At 71.8% G+C, this 6,107-nt stretch carries 5 protein-coding genes; 3 read left to right on the forward strand and 2 right to left on the reverse strand.

Features of this window, described 5'->3' with window-relative positions:
- The 3 genes from ACWGIG_RS36060 to meaB form a co-directional block, all read left to right on the forward strand.
- A partial coding sequence (locus ACWGIG_RS36060) for a methylmalonyl-CoA mutase family protein (RefSeq protein ID WP_453325932.1) occupies positions 1–983 on the forward strand: 983 nt, incomplete at its 5' end.
- Positions 983–3,244, forward strand: coding sequence for a methylmalonyl-CoA mutase (gene scpA, locus ACWGIG_RS36065; protein ID WP_453325933.1), 2,262 nt, complete (start codon positions 983–985; stop codon positions 3,242–3,244). The genes ACWGIG_RS36060 and scpA, both read left to right, overlap by 1 nt.
- Positions 3,245–3,278: 34 nt before the next feature.
- A complete protein-coding gene (gene meaB / locus ACWGIG_RS36070) occupies positions 3,279–4,262 on the forward strand; it encodes a methylmalonyl Co-A mutase-associated GTPase MeaB (RefSeq protein WP_453325934.1) in 984 nt (327 codons plus the stop codon).
- Between the two features lie 86 nt (positions 4,263–4,348).
- Here meaB and ACWGIG_RS36075 read toward each other — a convergent pair whose 3' ends face one another.
- Positions 4,349–4,777, reverse strand: coding sequence for a PPOX class F420-dependent oxidoreductase (locus tag ACWGIG_RS36075; RefSeq protein ID WP_453325936.1), 429 nt, complete (start codon positions 4,775–4,777; stop codon positions 4,349–4,351).
- A 240-nt stretch (positions 4,778–5,017) separates the two neighbouring features.
- The gene (locus ACWGIG_RS36080) at positions 5,018–6,028 is read right to left on the reverse strand and encodes an alpha/beta hydrolase (RefSeq protein ID WP_453325935.1); all 1,011 of its coding nucleotides are present in this window, start codon (positions 6,026–6,028) and stop codon (positions 5,018–5,020) included.
- Positions 6,029–6,107 lie beyond the last annotated feature (79 nt).

The following is a 6,107-nucleotide window of genomic DNA, read 5'->3' on the forward strand; positions in this document are numbered from 1 at the left end:
GAGGTGCGGCAGGGGCCGGGGCGCAGCGCCAGCACGCGGTGACGTCGTCGGTGATGATGACGCGCCGCGACCCGTGGGTGAACATGCTGCGCACCACGATCGCCTGCATGGCGGCCGGTGTGGGCGGCGCCGATGCGGTGACGGTGCTGCCCTTCGACCAGGCGATCGGCCTGCCGGACGCGTTCGCGCGCCGTATCGCCCGTAACACCTCCACCATCCTGGTCGAGGAGTCGCACCTGTCGCGGGTCGTCGACCCGGCGGGCGGCTCCTGGTACGTCGAGCAGTTGACGGACCAGCTGGCGGCGGCGGCCTGGGAGTGGTTCCAGGAGATCGAGAAGGCCGGCGGTCAGGAGCGGGCGCTGGCCTCCGGTCTGGTCGGGGAGCGGATCGCCGCCACCTGGGAGCGCCGTACGAAGGCACTCGCCAAACGGCGCGAACCGATCACCGGCGTCAGCGAGTTCCCGAACCTCGCCGAGCGTGCCGTCGACCGCGACCCGGCGCCCGCGAAGCCGTCCGGGGGGCTCCCCCGGGTCCGTCGCGACGAGGCGTACGAGGCGCTGCGCGCCCGCTCCGACGCCCACCTGGCGGCGACCGGGGCCCGTCCTCGCGTCTTCGTCGCCGCACTGGGACCGGCCGCCGCGCACACCGGCCGGGTCACCTTCGCCGCGAACCTCTTCCAGGCGGGCGGCGTCACACCGGTGCACGACCCGGTGACGGTCGACGCGGGCACGGTCGCCGGGGCGTTCACGGCGAGCGGTGCGGGCGTGGCCTGCATCTGCTCCAGCGACGCCCTGTACGCGGAGCAGGCGGCGGACGTCGCCGCCGCCCTCAAGGAGGCGGGGGCGCGGACGGTGTTCCTCGCGGGCCGTCCGGGGGAAGCCGAAGACACGTACCGCAGTGCCGGCGTCGACGCGTTCGTCTTCGCGGGCTCGGACGCGGTGGCCGTGCTCACCTCCGTCCTCGACCGTATGGAAGTGAAGTAATGGGCAGCATCCCCAATTCCGCCGGGATTCCCGACTTCTCGCAGATCGGACTCGGCGCTGCCGCTCCGGCGGCCTCCGAGGAGCAGTGGCGTTCGGCCGTCAAGGAGTCGACCGGCCGCGGCGTCGAGGACCTCGTCTGGGACACGCCCGAGGGCATCCCGGTCAAGCCGCTGTACACGGACCGGGACACCGAGGGCCTGGACTTCCTGAAGACGTACCCGGGTGTGGCGCCGTATCTGCGCGGCCCCTACCCGACGATGTACGTCAACCAGCCGTGGACGATCCGCCAGTACGCGGGCTTCTCCACCGCCGAGGAGTCCAACGCCTTCTACCGCCGCAATCTGGCGGCCGGTCAGAAGGGCCTGTCCGTCGCCTTCGACCTGCCCACCCACCGCGGCTACGACAGCGACCACCCGCGGGTGACCGGTGACGTCGGCATGGCGGGCGTGGCGATCGACTCGATCTACGACATGCGGCAGCTCTTCGACGGCATCCCGCTGGACAAGATGTCGGTGTCGATGACGATGAACGGCGCCGTGCTGCCGGTGCTGGCGCTCTACATCGTGGCGGCCGAGGAGCAGGGGGTGCCGCCGGAAAAACTGGCGGGGACCATCCAGAACGACATCCTCAAGGAGTTCATGGTCCGCAACACCTACATCTATCCGCCGAAGCCCTCGATGCGGATCATCTCCGACATCTTCGCGTTCACCTCGCAGAAGATGCCGCGCTACAACTCCATCTCCATCTCCGGGTACCACATCCAGGAGGCGGGGGCGACGGCCGACCTGGAGCTGGCGTACACCCTCGCGGACGGTGTCGAGTATCTGCGGGCCGGGCTCGAAGTCGGCCTGGACGTCGATGCGTTCGCGCCCCGCCTCTCCTTCTTCTGGGCGATCGGCATGAACTTCTTCATGGAGATCGCGAAGCTGCGGGCGGCGCGTCTGCTGTGGGCGAAGCTGGTCAAGCAGTTCGACCCGAAGAATCCCAAGTCCCTCTCCCTGCGCACCCATTCGCAGACCTCGGGCTGGTCGCTGACCGCGCAGGACGTCTTCAACAACGTGCCGCGCACCTGCATCGAGGCGATGGCCGCGACCCAGGGCCACACCCAGTCGCTGCACACCAACGCCCTCGACGAGGCGCTCGCGCTGCCCACCGACTTCTCGGCGCGCATCGCCCGCAACACGCAGCTGCTGCTCCAGCAGGAGTCCGGCACCGGCCGGGTCATCGACCCGTGGGGCGGTTCGGCGTACGTCGAGAAGCTGACGCACGACCTGGCGCGGCGCGCCTGGCAGCACATCGAGGAGGTGGAGGCGGCCGGCGGCATGGCGAAGGCCATCGACGCGGGCATCCCGAAGCTCCGCATCGAGGAGGCGGCGGCGCGCACCCAGGCCCGGATCGACTCGGGCCGCCAGCCGGTGATCGGCGTCAACAAGTACCGGGTGGCCACCGACGAGGAGATCGACGTCCTCAAGGTCGACAATTCCTCGGTGCGTACGCAGCAGATCGCCAAGCTGAAGCGGCTGCGCGAGGAGCGCGACGAGGCGGCCTGCCAAGACGCGCTGCGGGCCCTGACGGCGTCCGCCGAGCGGGGTTCCTCCCAGAGCCTCGACGACAACCTCCTCGCGCTGGCCGTGAACGCCGCCCGCGCGAAGGCGACCGTCGGTGAGATCTCGGACGCGCTGGAGAAGGTCTACGGGCGGCACGCGGGCCAGATCCGTACGATCGCCGGTGTGTACCGCAACGAGGCAGGAGAGTCCCCTTCGGTGGAGCGCACCCGCACCCTGGTCGACGCCTTCGAGGAGGCGGAGGGCCGCCGTCCGCGGATCCTGGTCGCCAAGATGGGCCAGGACGGGCACGACCGCGGCCAGAAGGTGATCGCCACGGCCTTCGCCGACCTGGGCTTCGACGTGGACGTCGGCCCGCTGTTCCAGACCCCGGCGGAGGTGGCGCGACAGGCCGTCGAGGCGGACGTGCACATCGTCGGCGTGTCCTCCCTCGCGGCCGGGCACCTCACGCTCGTACCGGCGCTGCGGGAGGAGCTGGCGGCGGAGGGCCGCCAGGACGTGATGATCGTCGTCGGCGGTGTCATCCCGCCGCAGGACATCCCGACGCTGCACGAGGCGGGCGCGGCTGCGGTCTTCCCGCCGGGGACGGTGATCCCGGACGCGGCGTACGACCTGGTGCAGCGGCTGGCCGCGGACCTGGGGCACGAGCTGGCCGCACCGGCCGACGCCGCGCCGGCCGACGCCACGGAGGACTGACGGCAGATGGCTCCGAGGGACGAGGACTGAACGCATGCCCCCGAAGATCGACATCGACGCGTACGCCAAGGGCGTGCTCGACGGGAAGCGGGCGTTCGTGGCCCGGGCGATCACTCTCGTCGAATCGTCCCGGGCGGACCACCGGGTGCTCGCACAGCAGTTGCTGACCGAGCTGCTGCCGCATTCCGGTGCGGCGCGCCGGATCGGCATCAGCGGTGTTCCCGGTGTCGGCAAGTCGACCTTCATCGACGCGTTCGGCACGATGCTGACGGGGCTCGGGCACCGGGTCGCGGTGCTGGCCGTCGACCCGTCGTCGAGCCGTACGGGCGGCTCCATCCTGGGTGACAAGACCCGGATGGAGCGCCTGGCCGTCGACCCGGCCGCCTATGTACGCCCCTCCCCCTCGGCCGGAACGCTGGGCGGGGTGGCGCGGGCGACGCGCGAGGCGATGGTGGTGGTGGAGGCCGCCGGGTACGACGTGGTGCTGGTGGAGACGGTGGGCGTCGGACAGTCCGAGACGGCCGTGGCAAACATGGTCGACTCCTTCCTCCTGCTCACCCTGGCCCGTACGGGCGACCAGCTCCAGGGCATCAAGAAGGGCGTCCTGGAGCTGGCGGACATCGTCGCCGTCAACAAGGCGGACGGCCCGCACGAACGCGACGCACGGTCCGCCGCACGGGAGTTGGCGGGCGCACTGCGCCTCATGCACCCCGCCGACGCCAACTGGACTCCCCCGGTGCTGAGTTGCAGTGCCCGGGAGAGCGCCGGGCTCGACGAGGTCTGGGACCGTCTGGAGCAGCACCGCACGCTCCTGGACTCCTCCGGCCGACTGGCCGCCAAGCGGGCGGGCCAGCAGGTCGACTGGGCGTGGGCGATGGTCCGCGACGAGCTGCTCGGCCGGCTGCACTCGCATCCGGCGGTGCGCGGCGCGGCGCCCGGCATCGAACAGGCCCTGCGCGACGGCGAGTTGACGCCCACGCTGGCGGCGGAGCGGATCCTGAGGGCCTTCGAGGAGTAGCGGACGGAGGCGGGCCTGGGCAGTCACTTCCTCCCTGGCGTCCTGGAGTCCACCCCTTCTCCCCCGCGCTCCCGGGCGGGGCGGGGTCAGTCGGCGATGCCGCCGAAGGCCACGACCCGGTCGACCCTGGCGCGCACGAGGTACTCGCCGGGCACGGAGTTCCGCTCCCCGTAGGCGGCGCCGCTCGCAGGCCCCATGTACCGGCTGCCGATGCGGGTGGCCCAGGTGCGGAGTTCGTCCGGGTCCTCGGTGAACTCGGCCGTGCATTCCAGCATCACGTAGCTGAAGGGCGGTTCCTGGTCGTCGACGCAGAGCGAGAAGCGCGGCTCGCGGAGCAGCGACTTGCACTTCAGCGACTCGTGCCAGGTGGTGAAGACGATCCGGGGCGCGTCCGCGCTGTCGTCGATCAGGAACCACACCGGGGTGACGTGCGGGCGGCCGTCCTTGCGATTCGTCGCCAGCTTGCCCGTCCGGGTGCCGGTGAGGGCGAACGTACGCCACTCGTCCTCGGTCATGGAGTGCATCGGGTGCTCCGATCCGTGGTGGGTGCATCGACTTCTTCGAGGGTACGGGTCAGGACGGCCGCGGGCGCGCGGTGGCCGGCGGCAGAGGTGCTGGTGCGGTCGAGTCCTTGGGGGGGCCGAGCCGGGGTCGTGCCGGATCTCGCAGCCGAGGCCGGTGGCGAAGGTCCTGCCCGGGTCGCCCCCGCCCCCGTGCCGCCCCCGGTGGCGCACCGGTGTACGTCGCTTCAGCCGTCAGCCGCCGGGCTGGTCGAGGAGGCGCCTGAGCCAGCGGGTGCGGGCGTCGCGCGCGTCGCGGCTGAGGGCCGCCTTCGGGGCCATGCCGTCGAAGCCGTGGTAGGCGCCGGGCCACACGTGCAGTTCGGCGCTGCCGCCGGCCTGCCAGATCGCGTTCGCGTACACCATGTCCTCGTCCCGGAACATCTCGGCCGACCCGACCTCGATGTACGCCGGGGGAAGTCCGGAGAGGTCCGTGGCGCGGGAGGGGGCCGCATAGGGCGGCAGGTCCTCGGCGCCGTAACGGTCACCGAGCACCGCCTGCCACACGGTCGCGTGGGAGGTGAGGTCCCATATGCCGAGGCCCGACATCTGGCGGCTGGAGAAGGTGGACGCGCGGTCGTCGAGCATCGGGCACAGCAGCAGCTGCCCCAGCACTCCGGGACCGCCCCGGTCGCGGGCCAGCAGGGCCAGGGCCGCGGCGAGCCCGCCACCTGCGCTCTTGCCTCCGACGATGATGCGGTTCGCGTCGATGCCGAGGTCGTCCGCGTGCCCCGCCGCCCAGACGAGTCCGGCGTAGCAGTCCTCAAGCGGCGCCGGGTACTGCGCCTGCGGCGCCAGCCGGTACTCGACCGAGAGGACGGCCAGCTCCAGCGGGAGGGCCCACTCGCGCAGGATCCGCGGCAGCACGGACCACGCGTTGCCCATGATCATCGCGCCGCCGTGCAGGTAGTACAGCAGCGGCAGCGGCCCTGCGAGACCGGCGGGGCGGGCGCTCACGAGCGTGACGTCCGGTCCACCCCGGAGCCCTGGCACACAGAGCTCCGTCACCTCGAACCGGCCGTCGTCGCGGAGGTCGTCGGCCGTCGGCCTGGGCCGGGCCGAGGCGTCCCGCTGCTGCCTGGCCGCGAGGTTCTCCGGGGTGATCGGCGCCCTCGACTCCTCGCTCAACGCCCTGAGTGCGACGTGGAGTTCGGGATCGAAGGGAGGCGCTGCCTGCGGTGCGGGGAAACCCTGTCCATGACCCATGCGGCGTAGCCAATCACACCGCCGGACGTACGGCCGGGGCGTACGTCCGGCATCGCGGACGCGTCGACAGGGTGCCCCG

The sequence above is a fragment of the Streptomyces sp. NPDC054863 genome (assembly GCF_053610825.1).

Excerpts from the sequence above, each read along its gene's own strand:
- scpA (WP_453325933.1), top strand. The coding sequence starts at position 983 with ATGGGCAGCATCCCCAATTCCGCCGGGATTCCCGACTTCTCGCAGATC.
- meaB (WP_453325934.1), top strand. The coding sequence starts at position 3,279 with ATGCCCCCGAAGATCGACATCGACGCGTACGCCAAGGGCGTGCTCGAC.
- ACWGIG_RS36075 (WP_453325936.1), bottom strand. The coding sequence starts at position 4,777 with ATGACCGAGGACGAGTGGCGTACGTTCGCCCTCACCGGCACCCGGACG.
- ACWGIG_RS36080 (WP_453325935.1), bottom strand. The coding sequence starts at position 6,028 with ATGGGTCATGGACAGGGTTTCCCCGCACCGCAGGCAGCGCCTCCCTTC.